This is a genomic window from Nocardioides sp. NPDC051685 (assembly GCF_044453405.1).
Lineage (GTDB): Bacteria > Actinomycetota > Actinomycetes > Propionibacteriales > Nocardioidaceae > Nocardioides.
Map to the genome: position 1 here is coordinate 1 of NZ_JBITCR010000015.1, position 20,760 is coordinate 20,760.

At 71.0% G+C, this 20,760-nt stretch carries 19 protein-coding genes; 6 read left to right on the forward strand and 13 right to left on the reverse strand.

The genetic code is table 11. The annotated features are described in order from the left end of the window. The first annotated feature begins 219 nt into the window (after window positions 1-219). Genes ACIA03_RS27240 through araA form a run of 3 tightly spaced genes read left to right on the forward strand, consistent with a single transcriptional unit; the run spans window position 220 to window position 4,109 of the window. Entirely contained in the window at window positions 220-1,845 is a 1,626-nt protein-coding gene (locus tag ACIA03_RS27240; protein WP_396988463.1) for a xylulokinase, read from the forward strand. Further along, entirely contained in the window at window positions 1,845-2,534 is a 690-nt protein-coding gene (locus ACIA03_RS27245) for an L-ribulose-5-phosphate 4-epimerase (RefSeq protein WP_396988465.1), read from the forward strand. Before ACIA03_RS27240 ends, ACIA03_RS27245 begins: the two co-directional genes overlap by 1 nt. A 48-nt stretch (window positions 2,535-2,582) precedes the next feature. Continuing rightward, window positions 2,583-4,109, forward strand: coding sequence for an L-arabinose isomerase (gene araA, locus ACIA03_RS27250; protein ID WP_396988467.1), 1,527 nt, complete (start codon window positions 2,583-2,585; stop codon window positions 4,107-4,109). On the opposite strand, the gene ACIA03_RS27255 is transcribed toward araA, so the two are convergent. The 3 genes from ACIA03_RS27255 to ACIA03_RS27265 form a co-directional block, all read right to left on the reverse strand. Next, window positions 4,085-5,077 (reverse strand): NAD-dependent epimerase/dehydratase family protein, encoded by a 993-nt coding sequence (locus ACIA03_RS27255; RefSeq protein WP_396988469.1) that lies wholly within the window; start codon window positions 5,075-5,077, stop codon window positions 4,085-4,087. The genes araA and ACIA03_RS27255 overlap by 25 nt on opposite strands. Window positions 5,078-5,151: 74 nt before the next feature. Continuing rightward, complete coding sequence (locus tag ACIA03_RS27260; RefSeq protein WP_396988471.1) at window positions 5,152-6,552, reverse strand: FAD-binding oxidoreductase; 1,401 nt, start codon at window positions 6,550-6,552, stop codon at window positions 5,152-5,154. After that, window positions 6,549-7,796 carry an alpha-hydroxy acid oxidase gene (locus ACIA03_RS27265; protein WP_396988473.1) on the reverse strand — a complete coding sequence of 416 codons (1,248 nt, stop codon included), beginning with the start codon at window positions 7,794-7,796 and terminating at the stop codon, window positions 6,549-6,551. The genes ACIA03_RS27260 and ACIA03_RS27265 overlap by 4 nt, the downstream gene beginning before the upstream one ends. Window positions 7,797-7,872: 76 nt before the next feature. Here ACIA03_RS27265 and ACIA03_RS27270 point away from each other — a divergent pair, with 76 nt between their 5' ends. Together ACIA03_RS27270 and ACIA03_RS27275 are read left to right on the forward strand one after the other, a co-directional pair. Then, window positions 7,873-8,994 carry a mandelate racemase/muconate lactonizing enzyme family protein gene (locus tag ACIA03_RS27270; protein ID WP_396988475.1) on the forward strand — a complete coding sequence of 374 codons (1,122 nt, stop codon included), beginning with the start codon at window positions 7,873-7,875 and terminating at the stop codon, window positions 8,992-8,994. Continuing rightward, window positions 8,991-9,677 (forward strand): FadR/GntR family transcriptional regulator, encoded by a 687-nt coding sequence (locus ACIA03_RS27275; RefSeq protein WP_396988477.1) that lies wholly within the window; start codon window positions 8,991-8,993, stop codon window positions 9,675-9,677. Before ACIA03_RS27270 ends, ACIA03_RS27275 begins: the two co-directional genes overlap by 4 nt. Before the next feature lie 4 nt (window positions 9,678-9,681). Here the strand turns inward: ACIA03_RS27275 and ACIA03_RS27280 are convergent, their stop codons facing one another. From ACIA03_RS27280 to ACIA03_RS27325, 10 genes are all read right to left on the reverse strand, one after another. After that, window positions 9,682-10,476 carry an NAD-dependent epimerase/dehydratase family protein gene (locus tag ACIA03_RS27280; RefSeq protein ID WP_396988479.1) on the reverse strand — a complete coding sequence of 265 codons (795 nt, stop codon included), beginning with the start codon at window positions 10,474-10,476 and terminating at the stop codon, window positions 9,682-9,684. Then, window positions 10,473-11,525 (reverse strand): TRAP transporter substrate-binding protein, encoded by a 1,053-nt coding sequence (locus ACIA03_RS27285; RefSeq protein ID WP_396988481.1) that lies wholly within the window; start codon window positions 11,523-11,525, stop codon window positions 10,473-10,475. The genes ACIA03_RS27280 and ACIA03_RS27285 overlap by 4 nt, the downstream gene beginning before the upstream one ends. A gap of 22 nt (window positions 11,526-11,547) precedes the next feature. Beyond that, the gene (locus tag ACIA03_RS27290) at window positions 11,548-12,843 is read right to left on the reverse strand and encodes a TRAP transporter large permease (RefSeq protein ID WP_396988483.1); all 1,296 of its coding nucleotides are present in this window, start codon (window positions 12,841-12,843) and stop codon (window positions 11,548-11,550) included. 41 nt (window positions 12,844-12,884) lie between these two features. Then, entirely contained in the window at window positions 12,885-13,409 is a 525-nt protein-coding gene (locus ACIA03_RS27295; protein WP_396988485.1) for a TRAP transporter small permease, read from the reverse strand. A gap of 4 nt (window positions 13,410-13,413) precedes the next feature. Continuing rightward, window positions 13,414-14,604: a hypothetical protein gene (locus ACIA03_RS27300; RefSeq protein ID WP_396988487.1), complete on the reverse strand. Its 1,191-nt coding sequence runs from the start codon at window positions 14,602-14,604 to the stop codon at window positions 13,414-13,416. Window positions 14,605-14,743: 139 nt separating this feature from the next. Beyond that, the gene (locus ACIA03_RS27305; RefSeq protein WP_396988489.1) at window positions 14,744-16,024 is read right to left on the reverse strand and encodes a glucarate dehydratase family protein; all 1,281 of its coding nucleotides are present in this window, start codon (window positions 16,022-16,024) and stop codon (window positions 14,744-14,746) included. Continuing rightward, window positions 16,021-16,416: a universal stress protein gene (locus ACIA03_RS27310; RefSeq protein WP_141795616.1), complete on the reverse strand. Its 396-nt coding sequence runs from the start codon at window positions 16,414-16,416 to the stop codon at window positions 16,021-16,023. Before ACIA03_RS27310 ends, ACIA03_RS27305 begins: the two co-directional genes overlap by 4 nt. 26 nt (window positions 16,417-16,442) lie before the next feature. After that, window positions 16,443-17,981, reverse strand: a complete 1,539-nt coding sequence (locus ACIA03_RS27315) for a tripartite tricarboxylate transporter permease (protein ID WP_396988492.1) — start codon at window positions 17,979-17,981, stop codon at window positions 16,443-16,445. Window positions 17,982-17,993: 12 nt separating this feature from the next. Beyond that, window positions 17,994-18,524 (reverse strand): tripartite tricarboxylate transporter TctB family protein, encoded by a 531-nt coding sequence (locus ACIA03_RS27320; RefSeq protein WP_396988494.1) that lies wholly within the window; start codon window positions 18,522-18,524, stop codon window positions 17,994-17,996. 29 nt (window positions 18,525-18,553) lie between these two features. Then, complete coding sequence (locus ACIA03_RS27325; RefSeq protein WP_396988496.1) at window positions 18,554-19,549, reverse strand: tripartite tricarboxylate transporter substrate binding protein; 996 nt, start codon at window positions 19,547-19,549, stop codon at window positions 18,554-18,556. 154 nt (window positions 19,550-19,703) lie between these two features. On the opposite strand from ACIA03_RS27325, the gene ACIA03_RS27330 reads away from it, so the two are divergent. After that, on the forward strand, window positions 19,704-20,615 hold the full coding sequence (locus ACIA03_RS27330) for a LysR substrate-binding domain-containing protein (RefSeq protein WP_396988498.1): 912 nt from the start codon (window positions 19,704-19,706) through the stop codon (window positions 20,613-20,615). Window positions 20,616-20,760 lie beyond the last annotated feature (145 nt).

Here is a 20,760-nt window from a genome sequence, read left to right on the forward strand (position 1 = left end):
AGGGGGCGGGGGGGGGGGGGGGGGGGGCCCCCCCCCGGGGGGGGGGGCCCCGCCCCGGCGGGGGGGGGGGGGGGCCCCCCCCCCCCCCCCCCCCCCCCCGCGGGGTGTGACGTCTCGGCAAGAGGTCTGCGGGAACCCAGCGGTAACCCGCCTGCAATATGTTAGCGTTCACATCGCCTCTAACCCCACCCCGAGCCGTCGGGCAGAAACGGAGCCGTGATGACGCAGCGAGCAGGGCAGCTGCCTGACCTCGAAGAGACCTCGCTCGGTATCGAGCTGGGCTCGACCACGATCAAGGCGTGCCTGGTCGGGCCGGACCACGCGCCCATCGCCACCGGCTCCCACCTGTGGGAGAACGAGCTGGTCGACGGCCTGTGGACCTACTCGCTCGAGGCGGTCTGGGCCGGCGTGCAGGGCGCTGTCGCCGCGCTCGGCGACGAGGTCGAGCGCCGCTACGGCGCCCGACCGGAGACCTTCGGGGCGATCGGGGTCTCGGCGATGATGCACGGCTACCTCGCCTTCGACGAGGCCGGCGAGCTGCTGGTTCCCTTCCGCACCTGGCGCAACACCAACACCGCGGCGGCCGCTGCTGAGCTGTCGGAGACGTTCGGCACCAACATCCCGCTGCGCTGGTCGGTCGCCCACCTCTACCAGGCGATCCTCGACGACGAGCCCCACCTGCCCCGGATCGCCTCGCTGACCACCCTTGCGGGCTACGTCCACCGGGCGCTGACCGGTGAGCACGTGCTCGGCGTCGGCGACGCTTCCGGCGTCTTCCCCATCGACCCTGCGACCGGGACGTACGACCAGCGGATGCTGGCGCAGCTGGGCCACCTGGCCGTGGCCAAGCGCCCCGGCCTGCGGGCCGAGGGGCTGCTTCCGAGGGTTCTTCCCGCGGGCGCCGACGCCGGCCGGCTGACCTCGGAGGGTGCCGCGCTGCTCGACCCCACCGGCACGCTCCGGCCCGGCATCCCGCTGTGCCCGCCCGAGGGTGACGCCGGCACCGGGATGGTCGCCACCAACTCCGTCGCCACGCGTACCGGGAACGTCAGCGCCGGCACCTCGATCTTCGCGATGGTCGTGCTCGAGAAGCCGCTGGCCACCGTCCACCACGCCATCGACATCGTCACCACCCCGGCCGGCGACCCGGTCGCGATGGTGCACTGCAACAACGGCGCCAGCGAGCTCGACGCCTGGGCCGGCGTCTTCGGCGAGTTCGCCGCCGCGCTCGGTCACCCCTGCGAGCCCGACGCCGTCTTCGGCGCCCTGCTCACCGCGGCGTTGAAGGGCTCGCCCGACGGCGGTGGGCTGCTGGCCTACAACTATCTGGCCGGCGAGCCGATCACCGGGCTCGACGAGGGCCGCCCGCTGTTCGTACGCACCCCCGGCAGCCGCCTCGACCTCGCCGGGTTCGCCCGCGCCCAGGTCTACGGCGTCTTCGGCACCCTCGCCCTCGGCATGCGCGTGCTCGCCGACCAGGGCGTCGAGATCGACGCGATGTTCGCCCACGGTGGCCTGTTCCGCACCGCGGGCGTCGCCCAGCGCCTGCTCGCCGCGGCCACCGGGGCTCCGGTGGCGGTCGGTCGCACCGCCGGTGAGGGCGGTGCCTGGGGGATCGCGGTCCTGGCGGCGTACGCCCGATCGGTGGCGGCCGGCAGCGACCTGACCCTGAGCGCCTATCTCGCCGAGCGCGTCTTCGGCGACATCGACCTCGAGGTCGTCGAGCCGGATGCCGCCGACCTGGCCGGGTTCCGGACCTACCTCGAGCGCTACGAGGCCGGGCTCGACATCGAGCGCGCCGCCGTGGCCTCACACACCCCCACTGCAGCAGAAGGAGACCAGTGATGACCGGCGTACCCGCCGCGCTTCGCGACGCCGTCGATGCCACCAAGGAGCGCGTCGCCGCGCTGCACGCCGAGCTGCCCCGCTGGGAGCTGATCGTGTGGACCGCCGGCAACGTCTCCGAGCGGGTGCCGAACCCCGACGGCGAGGACCTGCTCGTGATCAAGCCGTCCGGCGTCGCCTACGAGGACATCACCGCCGAGGCGATGGTCGTGTGCGACCTGGCCGGCAACCTCGTCGAGGGCGAGCGGTCACCGTCCTCGGACACGGCCGCCCACGCGTACGTCTATGCCCACATGCCCGAGGTCGGGGGAGTGGTCCACACCCACTCCACCTACGCCACGGCCTGGGCGGCCCGCGGGGAGGAGATCCCCTGCGTGCTCACGATGATGGCCGACGAGTTCGGCGGCCCGGTCCCGGTCGGCCCGTTCGCGATCATCGGCGACGACTCGATCGGCCGCGGCATCGTGGAGACCCTGCGCGAGTCGCGCAGCCCGGCCGTGCTGATGCGGAACCACGGCCCGTTCACGATCGGCAAGGACGGCCGCGCCGCGGTCAAGGCTGCGGTGATGTGCGAGGAGGTCGCCCGCACGGTGCACATCGCGCGCCAGCTCGGGCTGCCGCTGCCGATCGACCAGGGCCACATCGACTCCCTCTACGACCGCTACCAGAACGTCTACGGCCAGCACTGAGCTGCGCCGCCCTCGAACCACATCCAGCATCGGAAGGACCCCCACCACATGAGCAAGCCCACTGCCCGGAAACCCTATGGCGACCGCGAGGTCTGGTTCTTCACCGGCAGCCAGGACCTCTACGGCGAGGAGACCCTTCGCCAGGTCGCCGAGCAGTCCCAGGAGGTCGCCCGCGCCCTGGACGACGCCTCGGACGTACCGGCGAAGGTCGTATGGAAGCCCGTCCTGAAGGACTCCGCGGCCATCCGCCGGGCGATGCTCGAGGCCAACTCCGACGACAACGTCCTCGGTGTGATCACCTGGATGCACACCTTCAGCCCGGCCAAGATGTGGATCGCCGGCCTGGACACCCTGCAGAAGCCGCTGCTGCACCTGCACACCCAGGCCAATGTCGAGCTCCCCTGGTCGGAGATCGACATGGACTTCATGAACCTCAACCAGGCCGCCCACGGCGACCGTGAGTACGCCTACATCGCCACCCGCCTCGGCGTCGCCCGCACCACCGTCGTCGGCCACGTCTCCAACCCGGCGGTCACCCGCCGCGTCGGCACCTGGGTCCGCGGCGCCGCCGGCTGGGCGGCCACCCACGGGCTCAACCTGGTCCGCTTCGGCGACAACATGCGCAACGTCGCGGTCACCGAGGGCGACAAGACCGAGGCCGAGCTGCGGTTCGGCGTCTCGGTGAACACCTGGGGGGTGAACGACCTGGTGGCGGCCGTCGAGGCCGTCGACGAGGCGGCCGTGGACGCGCTCGTCGCCGAGTACGAGGAGCTCTACGACGTCGTCCCCGAGCTCCGCAAGGGCGGCGAGCGCCACGACTCGCTCCGCTACGCCGCCCGCCAGGAGATCGCCATGGAGGCGTTCCTGGTGGAGCGGAACGCGAAGGCGTTCACCACCAACTTCGAGGACCTCGGCGGCCTGCGCCAGCTCCCCGGCATCGCCGTGCAGCGACTGATGAGCAAGGGCTACGGCTTCGGCGCCGAGGGCGACTGGAAGACCGCCGTCCTCGTGCGTGCCGCCAAGGTGATGGGGGAGGGGCTGCCCGGCGGCGCCTCCCTGATGGAGGACTACACCTACGACCTCACTCCCGGCGTGGAGGTGATCCTCGGTGCCCACATGCTCGAGGTCTGCCCCTCGCTGACCACCGCCACCCCGCGCGTGGAGATCCACCCGCTGGGGATCGGCGACCGCGAGGACCCGGTCCGGATGGTCTTCGACGCCGACTCGGTCGAGGGCGCGGTGGTCGTCTCCCTGGCCGACATGCGCGACCGGTTCCGGCTGACCGCCAACGTCGTCGACGTCGTACCCCCGACCCAGGAGCTGCCCAACCTGCCGGTCGCGCGCGCCGTCTGGACCCCGCGCCCCGACTTCGCCACCTCGGCCGAGGCCTGGCTGACCGCCGGCGGCGCGCACCACACGGTGATGTCGACCGCCGCCGGGATCGAGGCCTTCGAGGTCTTCGCGAACATCGCCCGCACCGAGCTGCTGGTCATCGACGAGTCGACCACCCGGCGCGGCTTCGCCGACCAGGTGCGCTGGAACCAGGTGTTCTACCGGGTCGCCCAGGGGCTCTGACGCCATACGTCGAGGAGCTCGGCCTCGCGGGTGGGCGAGATGCCCGTGACGTACGCATCGGGGGAGGCCTGCAGCCAGGCGAGGGTGTCGCGGACGGTCTCGGCGATCGGGCGGGTGGTGAGGCCGGCTGCCATGGCCGAGGTGGTGTCGTGGGCGAGCATCCCGTCGTACTCGGGGCGGGGGAGCCACAGCGGGATCGAGCCGGGGCCTGACCAGGGGTCGACGTCGTTGGCCTGGAGGAAGTCCTGAGGGAGCCAGCTCCAGATCGGGGTGGTGCCGACGCCGCTCGCGGTCTCGGTCAGCAGGGTGCTGATCGGCATCGACGGACCGGTGGCGTCGAAGGTGCCCTCCACCCGGGCGGTGGCGCAGTGGAGGATCCAGTCCGCCAGGTCGCGTACGTCGATGACCTGGGTGCTGTCGTCGGGCGAGCCGGGAGCGAGGATCTCGCCGCCGGCGTTCAGGCGCCGCGGCCAGTAGGAGAACCGGCCGCTGGGGTCTCCTGGGCCCACGATCAGGCCGGGGCGGACGACGGTGGCTGAGGCCGCACCCGCGCGGACGAGATCCTCGCAGGCGACCTTCATCGAGCCGTACGCATCGGGATCGTCGCCCTCGACGTCGTCCGTCGTCGGGGCGAGGAGAGGGAGCGAGTCCGGGGTGCCGCCGGGGGTGCCGTGGTCGGCGTACACGCTGATGGTCGAGACGAAGACCCAGTGGGCCTCGCCGAAGGCGGCGACCGCGGAGCGAACCCACGAGGGGGTCCGGGCCACGTCGACGACCGCGTCGAACTTCGCAGTCGTCAGGGCGGAGGGAGGTGTCTCGGTGCGGTCCCACGGCACCAGGTCCGCGCCCTCCGGGACGGTTCCCGACCGGCCGCGCGCTGCGCAGACCACCTCGTGACCGCTGCGTACTGCCGACTCCGCCACCGCGCGGGAGAGGAAGACCGTGCCGCCGAGCACCAGGATTCGCATGCGGACACGCAATCACCCGCGAGCGCCACGCGGCAAGCGGTTCTGCTTCAGGCAGATCCTGGAGACCGGAAGACTCACAGCACCTTGCGAGGGTTCATGACCCCGCCGGGGTCGATCGCCTGCTTCACGGCTCGCAGGAGGTCGACCTCGACACCCGTCTTGTACGCAGCCGCAGCATCCCGCTTGAGCGCGCCGATCCCGTGCTCGGCGGAGATGCTGCCACCGAGCGCGGTGACGGCGTCGTAGACGATCCGGGTCAGCTCGCTCGCCCGAGCGCGGAGCGCCGCGTCGTCGCCGACGGGGGCGGAAATGTTGTAGTGCAGGTTGCCGTCCCCGATGTGGCCGTACGTCACCAGCCGCAGCCCCGGCAGCGCCTCCGGCAACCGGGGACCGACCTCGGCGACGAACCGGGCCAGCGCCGTGATCGGCAGCGTGACGTCGTGCTTGAGGGTGGCGCCCTCGCTCTTCTGCGCCTCCGAGACCCCCTCGCGCAGCGCCCACAGGGAGTCGCGCTGGGCGGGACTGCCGGCGACCACGGCATCGATGATCAGCCCCTGTGAGGCCGCGGCCTCGAGCGCCGACTCGAGCCGTTCGTCCACATCGGCGGAGGTGCCGGCGAGCTCGACGAGGCCGTACCACTCGTGCCGGTCCGCGAACGGGTCGCGGACCCCCGGCAGGTGGGCCACGACGAGGTCGAGTGCCTGCCGGCCGAGCAGCTCCCAGGTGGTCAGCTGCCCGCCGCCGTGTTCGCGGAGCAGCGGAAGCAGCGCGGTGGCGGCAGACACCGACTCGAGCGCCAGGAACGCGGTCGCCCGGCGCGGCGTCGCGGGCAGCAGCCGAAGCACCGCCGCGGTGACCACGCCGAGCGTGCCTTCGGAGCCGATGAAGAGCTGCTTGAGGTCGTAGCCGGTGTTGTCCTTGCGCAGCGGCCGCAGCCCGTCCCAGACCCGGCCGTCGGGGAGCACGACCTCCAGCCCGAGCACCAGCTCGCGCATCATCCCGTAGCGCAGCACGGCGGTGCCACCGGCGTTGGTCGCGATCGTGCCGCCGATGGTGCACGAGCCCTCCGAGCCGAGCGAGAGCGGGAAGAGCCGCCCGGCGGCGGCCGCAGCCTCCTGGACCGTGGCGAGCGGGGCGCCGGCCTCGACGGCGACGGTGTCGGCGACGGGATCGACCTCCCGGATCCGCCGCATCCGGCCGAGCGAGAGCACGACCTGGTCGCCGCCGGAGTCGGGTACGCCGCCGCCGACGAGGCCGGTGTTGCCGCCCTGCGGGACGACCCCGACGCCCGCCGCCGCGCAGAGCCGGACCGCCGTCGCCACCTCCGCGGTGGAGGCCGGGCGCACCACCGCGAGGGCGGTGCCGGTGAAGCTGCCGGTCCAGTCGGTGACGTACGCCGCCATGTCGGCCGGCTCGGTCAGGACCGCGCTCGCGCCGAGAGCGGCGCGCAGGTCGTCGACGAGGTCGGTGGTCATGCTGCCCGCAGCCTTACGTGCTCGGGGCCGATCGCGGCGATGTCGGGGGTGCCGAGCAGGCACATCGCCCGCCGCAGCTCGTCGACCAGCAGCCTCAGGGTGGCGTCGACCCCTTGCCGGCCGCCGACCATCAGGCCGTAGAGGTAGGGCCGGCCGATCATCACGCCGCGGGCGCCGAGGCCGAGCGCGGCGGCGATGTCGCCGCCGGAGCGGACGCCGGAGTCGACGTACACCTCGGTCCGGTCACCGACCGCGTCGACCACCGCCGGGAGCAGCTCCAGCGGCACCGGCGCCCGGTCGAGCTGACGGCCGCCGTGGTTGGAGAGCACCAGCGCGTCGGCCCCGGCCTCGACGCACGCGACGGCGTCGGCGACCGAGAGCACGCCCTTGACCACCACCGGACCGTCCCAGTGCTCCTTGAGCCAGCCGATGTCGGATGGCCGGATCGCCTGCTCGCGCAGCTCGTTGGACATGCCCCAGCGGCCGTGGTGCGACCCCTCGGGAAACGTCGCGAACCGCAGCGGCTCGGTGGTCAGGATGTCGGCGACCCAGCCCGGGTGGCGGGCCATGCCCGCGAACGTACGCAGGCTCAGCCGGGGAGGGATCGCGAACCCGTTGAGCTTGTCCTTGCGCTTCATCCCCGTCACGGTCGTGTCGATGGTCAGCATCAGTGCCTCATAGCCCTGCGAGGCCGCCTCGGTCAGGTGGTCGAGCGTCACCGCGCGGTCCTTCATCAGGTAGACCTGGAACCAGTTGCGTCCCTGCGGGGCCGCGCCGGCTACGTCGGTGATCGAGGTCGTCGCGTACGTCGAGAGCGTGTAGGGCAGCCCCGCGGCAGCCGCCGCCGCTGCGACCGCGCGCTCGCCGGTGTGGTGGCTGAGCCGGGTGTAGCCGGTCGGTGCCAGCACGACGGGTGCCGCCGCGGGCCGCCCGAGGATCGTCGTACGCACCTCCGGCTCGCCCACCTGGCCGAAGGCCGTGGGCCGCAGCTCCACGCGGTCGAAGGCCTCCCGGTTGCGGCGCATCGCGTTCTCGCCGTCCGAGCCGCCGTAGACGTAGTCCCACACCGCCGCCGGCACTCGCCGGCGGGCGGCCCGCTCCAGGTCGTCCACGCCGAGGCAGCGGGCCAGCCGCCGGTCGCCCGCGCGCCAGTGGAACGGGCGCGGCCGCAGGAACGGTGCGAGATCGCGCCATCGGGGAATCTGCCGGACGGTCTGCCGGGCAACCTGAGAACTGGCGGTCACGCTCTGGACTCCTCATCACTCATCGGATAAGTTCTACACTTGTCATACAACTTAGCCCATCGAGGAGCATCCCGCCATGGCCGCCGACCGCATCACCTCACTGACCCTCTCCCACGTCGTCCTCCCGCTCGAGAACCCGGTCAGCGACGCCAAGGTGCTCACCGGGCGGCAGAAGCCGCTCACCGAGACCGTGCTGCTCTTCGTCGAGGTGACCACCGAGCAGGGCCTCGAAGGGATGGGCTTCAGCTACTCCAAGCGGGCCGGTGGCCCCGCGCAGTTCGCCCACCTCAAGGAGATCGCTCAGGTCGCCATCGGCCAGGACCCCTCCGACATCGCCAAGATCTACGAGTCGCTGATGTGGGCCGGCGCCTCGGTCGGGCGCAGCGGTGTCGCGACCCAGGCCGTGGCCGCCCTCGACGTGGCGCTCTACGACCTCAAGGCCCGGCGTGCCGGCCTGCCGCTGGCCAAGCTTCTCGGCGCCCACCGCGACTCCTGCCGCGTCTACAACACCTCCGGCGGCTTCCTCCAGGCGAGCGTCGAGGAGATCAAGGAGAAGGCGACCGCGTCGCTCGAGGCCGGCATCGGCGGCATCAAGATCAAGGTCGGCCAGCCCGACTGGGCCGAGGACCTGCGCCGCGTCGCCGCGCTGCGCGAGCATCTCGGCGACACCCCGTTCATGGTCGACGCCAACCAGCAGTGGGACCGCGCCCGCGCCCGCCGGATGTGCCGCGAGCTGGAGCAGTTCGACCTGATCTGGATCGAGGAGCCGCTCGACGCCTGGGACGCGGTCGGCCACGCCGATCTGTCGCGTACGTTCGACACGCCGATCGCCACCGGCGAGATGCTCACCTCGGTGCCGGAGCACATGGCGCTGATCGACGCGGGCTACCGCGGCATCGTGCAGCCCGACGCGCCGCGCATCGGCGGGATCACCCCGTTCCTGAAGTTCGCCACCCTCGCCGCCCACGCCGGTCTCGCGCTCGCACCGCACTACGCGATGGAGATCCACCTGCACCTCGCCGCGGCCTACCTGACCGAGCCGTGGGTCGAGCACTTCGAGTGGCTCAACCCGCTCTTCGAGGAGCGCATCGACATCCACGACGGCCAGATGTGGGTGCCGGACCGCCCCGGACTCGGCTTCACGCTCAGCGACCAGATGCGCAAGCTCACCGTGGAGACCGCTAAGTTCTCAGCATGAGCATCAGCGCCGGGCTCGCCGACCGCGTCGTATCCGGGATCAAGGACCAGATCCTGGCCGGGGACCTCGCTCCGGGGGCGAAGCTGCCCTCGGAGTCCGACCTGGTCGGCACCTATGGCGTGTCGCGGACGGTGGCGCGCGAGGCGGTCACCCGCCTGCGCGCCGAGGGCCTCGTCGAGACCTTCCAGGGCCGTGGCTCGTACGTCCTGGCGGTGCCGGAGCCCTCGCCGTTCGCGCTGGAGTCCTCCGCGATCCGTACGCAGCACGACGTGCTCGACATGGTCGACTTCCGGCTCGGCGTGGAGTGCGAGGCGGCGGCCCTGGCCGCCGCCCACCTCGACGAGCAGGGCTCGCGCATGATCGAGGAGGCGCTCGCCGCGCTGGCCACCGCGCATCCCGACGGCGCGGTGGAGGCCGACTTCGCCTTCCACCGTGCCGTCGCGGCCGCGACCGGCAACCGCTTCTATCTCGACCTGATGGACTCGCTCGGGCCGATGATGATCATGCTGCCGCGCACCCGGCTCGGCGACGCCTACTCGCCCAGCGACGCGCTCCATGTCGAGCGGGTCCAGCGCGAGCACGACAACGTCGCCGCCGCGATCCTGGCCGGCGATGCCGACACCGCCCGGGCCGCGATGCGGGTGCACCTGGGCAGCACCCGCCGGCGCCTGTTGGGCAGCTGAGCCACTACATGTGCTCCCCGAGCGGTGTGGAGCAGAACTTCCCGCCCGCCAGCCGCTCCGCCGGCTCCTGCGGAACCTCAGCGGCGTAGATCTCGGAGTCGTCCTGCGGGTGGTAGCCGATCGCCTCGCCCTCGGCCAGCGACCACCAGCGCCGGGTGTTGCGGGAGATGCCCCACACCACCCGGAAGCCGGGCCCGGGGGTGGCCAGGCAGGCCTCGAGGAGCCGGGCGCAGTCGTCGGGCGACATCCACGTCCACAGGGAGCGGCGGTCCCAGGGCTTCTCGAAGCACGAGCCGATCCGCAGCGCGGTCACGTCGATGCCGTAGCGGTCGTGGAACAGACTCCCGAGCGCCTCCATCGCGACCTTGCTGACCCCGTAGTAGGTGTCCGGCCGTGGGAAGGCGTCGGCCGGGAGCCCGCCCTCCGGTGCCTCGTCGAGGTCGTAGAACCCGGCCGCGTGGTTGCTCGAGGCGAGCACGACCCGCGCGACCCCGGCGTCCCGGGCGGCCTCCAGGACCACCCGGGTGCCGTCGATGTTGGCGGAGAGGATGCCGTCCCACGGGGCCTCGACGCTGATCCCACCCAGGTGGATGACCGCCTCCGCGCCCTCGCAGGCGGCGCGCATCGCGGCCTCGTCGGTCACCGACGCCTCGATGATCTCGACGGCCTCGCCCTCGGCGGGGTCCTCGGGACGTACGACGTCGAGGAGGCGAAGCACCCGGCCCTCGCGGGCCAGGCGGGTGCGCATCAACCGCCCGACCCCGCCGTTGGCCCCGGTGATCAGCACGGTTTGGGTCATGCGCTGCGCAGCTCCTCGACGGCGTCGATGTAGGTGCCGAGGTCGGCGCCGTGCTTGTCGATGACGGACCGGGTCGCCTCGCGCCAGGGGGTGAGGTCGGTGATCTCGTTGATCGTGACGCCCTCGCCGCGCAGCTTCTCCAGGTCGGTCTCGACCTGGGCGTCCCACTTCTCGCGCTGGAACGGGGTGGCCTCGTCGGCCGCCTTCTGGAGGGCCTCCTGGTCCGCGGAGTCGAGCCCGTCCCAGGTGTCCTTGTTGATGAGCAGCACCTCGGCGACCCGCATGTGCCGGTCGAGGGTGTAGTTCTTCGCCACCTCGTAGTGGGAGGCGGAGTAGTAGGACGGCTCGTTGTTCTCGGCACCGTCGAGCAGCCCGCTCTGCAGCGAGCTGTAGACCTCGCCGTAGTCCATCGGGGTGGGGGAGCCGCCGAGGGCCTTGATGAAGTCGATCTGCACCTGCGACTCCTGGACCCGGATCTTGAGCCCCTTGACGTCGGCCGGTGCCTTGATGGCCTTCTTCGAGGTGTAGAAGCTGCGGGCACCGGGGTCGAAGTAGCCGAGCCCCTTGAAGCCGGCCCCCTCGGCCTCGCCGAGCAGCTTCTTGCCGTTCTCGCTGTCCAGGAAGCGCCACAGGTGGTCGGCGTCGTCGAAGAGGTACGGCAGGCTGAACAGCCCCATCGCGGGCACGAACTCGCCCATCGGGGCCGAGCTGATCCGGGTCATCTCGATCGAGCCCATCTGCACCTGCTCGATCGCGTCGGACTCCTCGCCGAGCTGGGCGTTGGGGTAGACCTGGATCTTGATCCGGCCGTCGGTGTACTTCTCGGCCAGCTCGGCGAACTTCTTGTCGCCCAGGGTGGTGGGGTAGTCGTCGGGGTGGGTCTCGGCCAGCTTGAAGGTCAACGAGTCGCCGCCTCCGCCGCTGCCGCGCAAGGATCCGCCGCCGCAGGCGCTGAGCGCGAGGCCGCCGGCCACCGCTGCGGCACCGAAGGCGCCGGCCTTGAACAGGGAGCGCCGGGCGACCGGCCGGGGGGATGTGAGGGTGTTCATGGTTCGTTCCTTTCGATGGTGACTACTGTCCGAGCGCATCGGGGAGGGCGAGGGAGAAGAACGGGACGTACGTGATCAGCAGCAGGACCACGAGCATCGGGATCAGGAAGAGGCCGACGGTCCTGATGACCTTCTCGATGGACGTACGTCCGATGGCGCAGCCGACGAAGAGGACGTTGCCGACCGGCGGGGTGATCAGGCCGATGGCCAGGTTGAAGACGAGCATGATCCCGAACTGGACCGGGTCCATGCCGAGACCGGTGGCCACCGGCAGCAGGATCGGCGTCATGATCACGATCAGCGGGGCCATGTCCATGATCGCGCCGAGCACGAGCAGCAGCAGGTTGACCAGCAGCAGGACCACGACGATGTTGTCCGAGATGCCGAGGAGGGCGTCGGTGGCCAGCGCCGGCACCTGCAGGAACGCCAGGAAGTAGCCGAAGGCGCCGGCCGCCGCGATGATGAACAGCACCACGCCGAGGGTGCGCAGCGCGCTCTGCAGGATCGGGATCATCGCCTTCAGCGGCAGGTCGCGGTAGACGAAGAACGTCAGGACGAAGGCGTACAGGCAGGCGATCGCCGCCGACTCGGTCGCGGTGAAGACGCCGCTGAGGATGCCGCCGAGGATGATCACCGGCATCAGCAGGCTGAGCAGCCCCTCGCCGACGATCTTCGGTACGTCCTTGAGCGGGACCAGCTCCTCCTTCGGGTAGCCGCGCCTGACCGCCAGGACGTACGCCATCACCATCAGCGCCGCGCCGAGCATGATCCCGGGCACCACACCGGCGGTGAACAGGGCGCCGATCGAGACCCCGCCCGCGGCCATCGAGTAGATGATCAGGTTGTGGCTCGGCGGGATCATGACCGCCTGGGTGGCGCCGGAGACGGTGACCGCGACCGCGTAGTCGGTGTCGTAGCCGCGCTTCTTCATCATCGGGATGGTCACCGACCCGATCGCGGAGACGTCCGCGACCGAGGAGCCGGACAGGGCGCCGAAGAAGGTGCTGGCGCCGATGTTGACCATCCCGAGACCGCCGCGGATCCAGCCGACGAACAGGCCGGCGAGCGCGATCAGGCGGCGGGAGATGCCGCCGGCGCCCATGATCTCGCCACCGAGGATGAAGAACGGGATGGCCAGCAGGGCGAAGGTGTCGAGACCGGCGACCATCCGCTGGCCCACGACGGTCAGCGGGAGGCCGATGTAGAGCGCCTCGAAGAGCGCGGCCAGGGCAAGGGCCAGGGCGACGGGGATGCGGAGCAGGATCAGGACGACGAAACTGCCCAGCAGGATGGCGATGGCAAGGGGATCGATAGGCATGGGGGCTCCATTCGAACTTTCGGCATCCGGCTTTCGGCGGCTCAGGCGATCTCGGCCGCGTCGTCAGGCTCGGCGTAGCGCTGGGTGCTGATGCCGAAGGCCTGGAGGACGGTGTAGAGGATGAGCATGGCGCCGGCGACCGGCATCATCAGGTAGAGCACGCTGCGGGGGAGCCCGGTGCCGGGCAGGGTCGCCGCCTGGGCGTCGACGACGAACTGGCTGCCCTGGACGATCAGGAAGAGCCCGAAGCCGAGCAGCAGCACCTGGACGATGCGGTCGATCACCGACCGGACCATCGCGGGGAACCTGTCCACCAGGAAGGTGACGGCGATGTGGGCGCCCTCGCGGAAGCCGATCGTGGCACCGAGGAACCCGACCCAGACCAGCAGGATCCGGGCGCTCTCCTCGCTCCAGCTGGGGGAGTTGCTCAGCACCTCGCGGCTGAACACCTGCCACAGCACGATCAGCAGCGTGGCGACCAGGCACACGATGCAGAAGATCTCGAAGACCGTGTCGAGCGCGCGCCAGGCGCGCTTGAGCGTTCCGTTCTCCATCGATGTGTTCATGCCGTCATTCCGTCCTCTTCGCGGAGATGGTGGGGACCTTGGTCGCCTCGGCGAGCAGGTGCTGCCGGTCGGCGCCGGCCAGGCCGAGGTGGTAGAGGTGGATCTGGTCGATCCCGGCGTCGACCAGCGCCCGCACGTGCTCACCGAAGGCGTCCTCGGTGGTGGGCGGGAGAACGGTGACGTACGCAGCGGCCGCTGCCCTGCCGCCGACCGCCTCGACGAGCCGGCGCCCGGTCTCCACCGACGCCTCGGTCGTCGGCCAGCAGAAGGAGACGACCAGGTCGACGTCGTCGGCCGTGGTCGGGGTGAGCCCGGGACTGGCTCCGGTCGCCCAGGGGTCGGGCTGGGCGTGCAGGGCGATCTCGGCGATGTCGGGGGCGGCCTCGCGGACGGCCCCGACCACCCGGTGACGGAGCTCGTCGGTCGCGGCGTGGCGGGAGGCGAGGATCGTGTCCAGAGCCGCTGCGTCCACCGTCGCTCCGGCGTCATCCGGCCCGGTCGCGGCACGTAGCGCCGCCACGGTGGCCTCGGCGTCGAGCCCGCGGGCGGCCCAGTCCTCGCGGCAGGCCGGGCAGCAGCAGATCGAGAGCAGGTCCTGGGTGGCGGCGTCGTAGGCGCCGTCGGTCTTCTCGTGGTGCCCGCCGTGGCCGAACCCGAGCTGGCCGCACGCCTCCAGGATGGCCGTCGAGGTCGGGGTGTCGCGGACGGCCTCGGCGGCCAGGGTCTCCGCGTAGCGACGGACGTCCTCGTGGCGGACGCACAGCGCGTAGGGGTAGGGCTCGTCCCAGCAGTTGACGACTGCGAGGTCCGGATGGTCCTCGCCGAGGAGCGTGGAGTGGGTCAGCACGATCCAGGCAGCGACCTCGAACCCCGCCTCGGTCAGGAGGGCGGCGGCCTCACCGTAGGGGTCCTCCGCAGCGACCCAGGCCGCCGCCGGCGGCACCAGCCGGGCGCCGTCCCAGGCCCCGGCGCGGAACGGGCGGTAGAGCGCCGCACTGCGGGCCTCGACGATCCGGTGCTCGGGGTGGAGCGGGGTCGCGGCGCGGGTGGTGTGGTAGGCCGCGGCGAGGGCGACCTTCGTGACCCCGAGGCCCCGGGCGCGATCGGCGAACTCCGGGTCGCCGATCACGTCCCAGGGGTAGGCATAGCCGACGACCGGAACGGTGCCGGTCCTTCCCGAGTCGGTCCCTGTCACCGGTGTCTGCTCCTGCCAGCCAGAGTTGTGGGGCGGAGCCGAATGTGGCCCCGGTCACAGGAGACTGTCAGGATGTGCGATTCGTGTCCAAGCCACTTATCGCATCAGGCGATACCTCGAAGGTATCGCCCTGGGTGGCTCACCAGCGCGACGTGTTCGGGGTGAAGTCCGGCTCGAACGTACGCATGTAGACGGTGTCCTCCCGGCGGCGGACGCCGCAGGTGAGGTACTGCTCGTGGAGCTCGCCGAGCAGGTCACGATCCAGCTCGACGCCGAGGCCCGGACCCGTCGGCACCGCGATCGCGCCGTCGCTGAAGTCGAGCACCCCGGGGCGTACGACGTCCTGGGTCTTCCACGGGTAGTGGGTGTCGCAGGCGTAGGTCAGGTTCGGGGTGGCGGCGGCCAGGTGGACCATCGCGGCTAGCGAGACGCCCAGGTGGGAGTTGCTGTGCATCGACAGGCCCATCCCGAAAGTGTCGGTGATGCCGCCCAGCAGCGCCGACTGGCGCAGCCCGCCCCACAGATGATGGTCGGAGAGCACGATCTGGACCGCGTCGACCGCGATCGCGGGCTTGAGGTGCTCGAAGGCGATCACGCACATGTTGGTGGCCAGAGGTACGTCGGTCCGGGCCGCGACCTGCGCCATCCCCTCGATCCCGGGGGTGGGGTCCTCGAGATACTCCACGACGCCCGCGAGCCGCTCGGCGACCTTCACCGACGTCTCCGGTGTCCAGGCGCCGTTGGGGTCCAGCCGGAGCGGCAGGCCGGGGAAAGCGTCGCGGAGCGCCTCGATCGCGGCGCACTCCTCGTCGGGATGGAACACCCCGCCCTTCAGCTTGAGCGAGCCGAAGCCCCAGCCGTCGACCATCCGGTTCGCCTGGGCGACGATCTGGTCGGGGTTCAGCGCCTCGCCCCATTCGTCGTCGGGCTGGCCGGGGTGACCGGCCCACTTGTAGAACAGGTAGCCGCTGAACGGCACCCGGTCGCGCACCGCGCCGCCGAGCAGGTCGCTGACCGGGCGGTCCGCCTCGCGGGCGACCAGGTCGAGGCAGGCGACCTCGAAGGGGGAGTAGACGGTGTCGACCGCTGAGGAGACGTCGAGCATGCCGCCGAAGGAGGCACCCGCCCCCCTGGTCTCCTTGCCGAGCACGTCGACGACGAGCCGCCGCAGGCCGTGGGTGTCGTAGGGGTCCTGCCCGGGCAGGGCGGCGGCAACGGCGTCGAGGCGGGCGAGGTGGGTCTCGTCGGCGTACGTCTCGCCGAGGCCGACCAGGCCGGTGTCGGTGTGGAGCTCGACGATCGCGCGCAGCGCCCACGGCTGATGGACGCCGACCACGTTGAGCAGCGGCGGGTCGCCGAACGCGACCGGCGTGACGACGACCTTCGAGATCCGGCTTCCGTTGGGTCCGGCGGCGGTCATGCGGTCGGCTTCACGGCGAGGACCGGCACGCCGGCGTCGAGCAGGATGCGCTGGGCGTCGCTGCCCAGCAGTGCCTTGCCGACCGGCGAGCGGCGGCGCAGCCCGATCACGATCAGCCGGGCGCCGGTCGAGGCGACCAGGCCGTCGAACGTCTCCACGACGTCGGCACCGTGCGCGGTGTGGTCGACCCGGGCGCTCACCCCGGCCGCTTCGGCGCGGGCGACGAGCTTCGCCGCCGCGGCCTCGTCGACGAGGTCGGCGTCCACGGTCGCGCCGCGGCGCGGGCTGTTGACGATCACGACGTCGTCGCCGCGTGCCGCCGCCTCGGCCAGGCCGGCCTCGAGGGCCGCCTCGCCTACCGGTGTGGGTACGTAGCCGATCAGGATGGTCATGGTGTGCCTCTCTCAGCGGGTCGGGCTCAGCGGGTCGGGGTGTCGACGTCGTCGCGCTCGGCCGGGGCCGCGGTGACGGGGGTCGCCTTGCGCCGGGCCAGGACCGCCTTGGCGGCGGGCCAGAGGGCGACCAGGAGGAAGGCGGCCAGGATGGTGCCCGAGATCGGCCGGGTGAAGAACCCGGTCGGGTCACCGTCGAAGATCAGCATCGAGCGGCGTACGCCGTCCTCCACGATCGAGCCGAGGACGAAGGCGAGCACCATCGGGCCGGGCTCGAAGCCGACCTTCTTCATCAGGTAGCCGATCAGGCCGAAGACGATCATCACGAAGATGTCGAAGGTGGAGTTGTTGATGGTGTAGACGCCCAGGATCGTGATCAGCGCGGTGATCGGGGCCAGGATCGCCGGGCGCACCCGCAGGATGCGGACGAAGATGCCGACGAGCGGGATGCTCAGCACGAGCAGGATCAGGTTGCCGATGTACATCGAGTTGATGACGCCCCAGAACAGGTCGGGGCGCTCCTCGACCAGCTGCGGACCGGGCGAGATGCCGAGGATGAGCAGGGCACCGAAGAGCATCGCCATCGACGCGTTGGCCGGGATGCCGAGGGTCAGCAACGGGATGAACGAGGAGGTCGCGGCGGCGTTGTTGGCGGTCTCGGGGGCCGCGACGCCCTCGATGGCACCGCGTCCGAAACGCTCCGGGTTCTTCGCGATCCGCTTCTCCACGGCGTACGCGGCCAGGGAGGACATCACCGCGCCACCACCGGGCAGCACGCCCAGGACGAAGCCGATCAGCGAGCCGCGGCCGATCGCGCCGGAGGACTGCTTGAGGTCCTTCCGGGAGGGCCAGATGTTGGCGACGGCGGCGGGGACGTGGGGCTTCCCGTGTCGCTCCTCGAGGTTGTAGAGGATCTCGCCGACGCCGAAGAGACCCATCGCGACGACGACGAAGTCGATGCCCTCGGTCAGCTGCAGGCTGCCGAAGGTGAAGCGCTCGGCACCGCTGAAGCTGTCGCGGCCGATCGTGGCCAGCAGCAGGCCGAACGCGGCGGCGAGCATGGCCTTGAGCTTGTTGCCGTTCCCGATCGTGGCGACCAGCAGGACGCCCAGCAGGGCGAGGGCGGCGTACTCCGGGTCACCGAAGCTGAGCGCCCACCCGGCGATCAGGGGAGCCACCAGGGTCAGGCCCAGGATGGAGACGGTCGCGCCGACGAAGGAGCCGATCGCGGCGATGCCGAGAGCGGTGCCGGCCTTGCCCTGCTTGGCCAGGGCGAAGCCGTCGAAGACGGTGACGACCGAGGAGGCCTCACCCGGCAGCCGGAGCAGGACCGATGTGATGGTGCCGCCGTACTGGGCGCCGTAGTAGATGCCGGCCAGCATGATGATCGCAGAGACCGGGTCGATGCTGTAGGTGATCGGCAGCAGGATCGCGATCGTGGCCGCCGGCCCGAGGCCGGGGAGTACGCCGATCAGCATGCCGATGAGCACGCCGATCAGGCAGTAGAGCAGGTTCTGCGGTTCGGTGACGAGCCCGAAGCCGTCTAGGAATGCGTTGACGTCCACTGGGGGCTCCGCTCAGAACAGGTGGGGCAGCGGGATGCGCAGCCCGTAGAGGAACAGGAAGTAGAACGCGGCGACCGTGGCGACCGAGGTGATGATCGTGCTGCGCCACGACTCGCCGCCGAGGAACCTCAGCCAGACGACACACAGCAGCAGCGAGGGGATCTCGAAGCCGATCACGGGCATCAGCAGGGCCAGCACGATGAAGGTGACCAGGCCGACCGCGGGGAGCACGCTGGAGCGGGTGAACTTCTCGCTGTCGGTCAGCCTGCGGCCGACGACGAGCAGGGCTGCGGCCATCAGGGCGATCGCGATGCTGACCACGAAGGGCCACAGGCCGGGCCCGGGCTGGCGCAGCGAGCCCAGGCCGTAGCCGTAGGAGAGGACCGCGCCGCCGATGCCGACGACGAGAGCGACGAGCGCACCCACCACCTGGTAGACCGGTCCGCCCGCGGGAGGTCGTTCCTCCTCCAGCTCGTGGGCCACCTCGGCCTGGATCTCGGCCAGGATGTCCTGGTCAGGAGATGGGGTACGTTCGTCGCTCATCGTCATGCCTTCGTCGTGTGGGGCGGGGTTCAGCTCGCGCCGAGGTTGAGACCGTACTGCTCGACCAGGTCGGCGTACCGCTTCTTGTCCGCCTCGAGCTGGGTCACCACCTCGTCGCCGGGGATCTCCATCGGGGTGAGGCTGTTCTGCTTGTTGAAGGCCTTGTACTCCTCGGTCTTGAACGTCGCCTGCATCGCCTCGGCGATGGCGTCCTTGACCTTGTCCGGGGTGCCCTTGGGGACGGTCATGAAGCGGTACTGCGCGACCTCGACGTCGAGACCCTGCTCCTTGGCGGTCGGGACGTCCGGCAGATAGTCGACCCGCTCGGGACCGAAGACGCTCAGCGGGGTCAGCTTGCCGGACTCGATGTTCTCGATCGCCTCGCCGACCTGGATGCAGGCGGTGTCGACCTGGCCGCCGAGCACCGCGGTCAGGGCGGGCGCGCCGCCGTCGAACGGCACGGCCTCGGCGTCGACCTTGCTAGAGCCGAACGTCAGGCCGCAGGAGAGCTGTGAACCGGTGCCGACACCGGTGGTGCCGTAGGTGAGCTTCTTCTTGGCCGCCTTGATGTCGTCGAGCGACTTGAAGCCGCTCTTCGGGCCGGCGACCATCACGTAGTCGTCGCGGGAGACGCCCTCGACGACGTCGAAGTCGTCGAGGCTGGTGGCCTCGTCCGCGCTGACCGCCAGCGGCGTGATGGCGAACAGAGAGGCGTTCTGGATGGCGATGGTCTGGCCGTCGGCCTTCGCCTTGGCGACCTTGTTCGCGGCGAGCGCACCGTTGGCGCCCTCCAGGTTGATCACCGGGAAGGAGGCGCCGAGCTCGTCGGAGAGACCCTTGGACACCGCGCGGCTGATCAGGTCGCTGGAGCCGCCGGCCGAGGCACCGACGTACATCTCGACGTTGCCGGCGGGGTAGTCCTCGTTGTCACCGCTGCCGCCGGTGGTGTTGGAGACGCCGCAGGCGGAGAGGGCCAGGGCCGCTACGCCTGCGGTCGCGGCGAGAAGGTGGGAAGTGGTACGCATCGTTGCTCCTAATTCCTGGTGGCCGGGCTGGTTGTGGCGCGTGTCATGGCCCGACGTCGTGTGACCACCGACACTAAGAGTCTTAGCGATACCGGTCCAAGCCCGATTCGGCATAGAGTGTTCCACTTGGTGCATCGTGGTCTACGCTGGCCGAATGATCACGCTCGACCAGGTGCGTTCATTCGTGGCGGTCGCCGAGGAGCTCCACTTCGGCCGGGCCGCCGAGCGCCTCCGGATGACGCAGCCGCCGCTGTCCCGACAGATCCAGAAGCTGGAGAAGGCGGTCGGCGCGCAGCTCCTCGAGCGGGACAACCGCCGGGTCGCCCTCACCGGTGCCGGAGCGGCCTTCCTCGACGAGGCCTACCGGATGCTCAACCTGGTCGAGAGCGCCGGTGACCTGGCCCGACGTGTCGACGCGGGCGCCGCCGGGGTGGTCCGCCTCGGCTTCACCGCGGTCTCGGCCATCTCGATCCTGGGCCCCCTGCTGCGCCGCCTCACCGTCGAGCTCCCCGACGTCGAGGTGCGGCTGTCCGAGCGGGTCACCCTCGCCCAGGTCGACGGCATCCGCCACGGCGAGATCGACATCGGCCTGGCCCGCCCGCCCTTCGACACCGAGCTGCTCTCCTCGAGGGTCGTCTCCCGAGAGCCGCTGATGGCCGTACTCCCGCAGGGTCACCCGCTCGCCGACATCGACCGCCCGCTGACGCCGCAGGACTTCGAGGGCCAGCCCGTCATCGGCTACCACCCCCAGCAGTCGCGCTACTTCCACGAGCTGTCCGTACGCTTCCTCGCCAACGCCCACCCCCGCATCGAGCAGCGCGTACACCAGGTCCTCACCGCCATGCTCCTCGTCTCCGCCGAGCGCGGCGTCGGCTTCGTCCCCGTCTCCGCCAGCTCCCTGCACGTCGAAGGCGTCGTCTTCCGCCCCATCGAGCACGGCGGCGGAGACACCCGCCTCGACAAGGACCCCGAGCGTCCGGTCGAGCTGCATGCGATCTGGGCGCGGGGCTCTGTCAGTCCGGTCGTACGCCGGGTTCTTGATGTGATCATCGAGATGAATCGATAAGGGACTGGCCGCCGACCCGTTACGGAGGGTGTTCTCGACAGATCCCGGAGTAAAGGACGGCCTGCGGCCGCCGGCTTCGCCGGTCGCCTGCGGCGATCATCTCGACAAGCTCGATACACCGCCTTGACACCGGGCTCCGTCGAGA